The sequence below is a fragment of the Cupriavidus sp. WS genome (genome assembly GCF_000395345.1).
Lineage (GTDB): Bacteria > Pseudomonadota > Gammaproteobacteria > Burkholderiales > Burkholderiaceae > Cupriavidus > Cupriavidus basilensis_B.
The window spans coordinates 1-1,653 of the sequence record NZ_AQPL01000476.1 but is presented as its reverse complement, the minus strand read 5'-3'; the positions used below and the strand labels follow the sequence as shown (position 1 = coordinate 1,653).

Below are 1,653 nucleotides of genomic sequence, written 5' to 3'. Positions count from 1 at the left end.
GGCGGCGGGCGCGGGCCGCAGCGGCGCGCCGGCGCCGAGCAGCGCGCGCAGCCGGGCCAGCGTGGCGTCGAGCGCGGGCGCCTGCGCGCGCTGCGCGAGCGCGGCTTGCAGGCGGACGCAGGCCTTGGCCAGGCGCTCGGGCTGCACGGGCTTGAGGATGTAGTCGGCGGCGGCCTGCTCGAAGGCGTGCAGCGCGTAGTTGTCGAAGGCGGTGACGAACACCAGCAGCGGGAACGGCTTGCCGTCGGCGGGCCAGTCCTCGGCCAGCGCCTGCGCGGCTTCCAGCCCGGACATGCCGGGCATGCGGATGTCGAGGAACAGCAGGTCCGGCTGCAGCTCGAGCGCCTGCGCGAGCGCGGCCGCGCCGTCGCCTACGGTCGCCACGATGCGCAGGCCCGGCCACAGGCGGGCGAGTTCGGCCCGCAGGTCGGCGGCGAGCAGGGCTTCGTCTTCGGCGATGAGGGCGGTGGCTTGCATGGGGCGCGCGGTGGAGAGTTCAGGGAAGCGGCAAGCGCACGGTGGCGAGCGTGCCGCCGGCGCCGTCGGCGGCATTGTCGAGCGTGAAGCCGGCGCGGCTGCCGTACAGCTGGACCAGGCGCTCGCGCACCTGCGCGGTGCCGAAGCACGATGCGCCCGGCGCCGGCGCGAGCGGCGTCACGCGCAGCCCGATGCCGGTGTCGCGCACGGTGAGCACCAGCGCGCTGCCGTCCCGGCGCGCGGCGAGGCGGATCTCGCCGCCGTCGAGCTTGGGCTCGAGGCCGTGCCTGATGGCGTTCTCCACCAGCGGCTGGAGCAGCAGCGGCGGCACCGGCAGGCCGGCGAGCTCGGGCGGCAGGTCCAGCGCGATGCGCAGGCGCGGGCCCATGCGCACCTGCATCAGGCCGAGGTAGTCCGCGATGCGCGCGAACTCCGACGACAGCGGATGCGGGCCGGAGCGCGACGCCTCCAGCGTGGCGCGCAGGAAGGCGATCAACTGGTTGAGCATGAGCTGGGCGCGCTGCGGGTCCTGGCCGATCAGCACGCGCAGGTTGCCCAGCGTGTTGAACAGCATGTGCGGCTCGAGCTGGGATTCCAGCAGGCGCAACTGGTTCTCGGCCGCGCTGCGCATGGCGGCCTGCTCGCGCGCGGCCATCGCGGCCAGGCGCCCGCGCGTGTAGAACACATAGCTGATGCCGAGCGACAGCGCCGCCACCATGATCGTGCTGACCATCAGCGCGCGCGGATTGCGCGCCAGCTCGGCGGGGCTGCCGCCGGTGCCGGTGAGCCACGCGGCCAGCGCGCTGCCGCCGAAATAGCCCAGGATGCCCGACACCAGCACCCACGGGAACATCAGCCGCCAGCCCGGCCAGGGCCGGCCGCCCGGCGCCGGCGCGTCCTGCCGGAAGCCGAGACGCAGCAGGCCGTGCCGGCCGGCCTGGATCAGCGCCTGGACCGTGGCGGTGATGCAGGCCGAATAGACCAGGTTGATGCCGAACGGCTCGCGGTACAGCGCGCTGAAGAACAGCGCGACGCCCAACGCCACCGGCACGCCGATGCGCAGTTCGCGCAGGAGCCAGTGCTTGGGGCGGGTGGTGGCAGTTTGCATCGGGGCGGCAGCGTGAATGCGGAATGCGGGGCTGGCTCAGCCGGCGGCGCCGGCCGGCGCCGCGCGCC

2 protein-coding genes are annotated in these 1,653 nt (G+C 74.7%); both read right to left on the bottom strand.

What is annotated here, in order from left to right:
* On the bottom strand, positions 1-477 hold a 477-nt coding region (locus K206_RS0131810), incomplete at its 3' end, for a LytTR family DNA-binding domain-containing protein (RefSeq protein WP_020206359.1).
* 19 nt (positions 478-496) lie between these two features.
* The gene (locus tag K206_RS0131805; protein WP_020206358.1) at positions 497-1,585 is read right to left on the bottom strand and encodes a sensor histidine kinase; all 1,089 of its coding nucleotides are present in this window, start codon (positions 1,583-1,585) and stop codon (positions 497-499) included.
* Positions 1,586-1,653 lie beyond the last annotated feature (68 nt).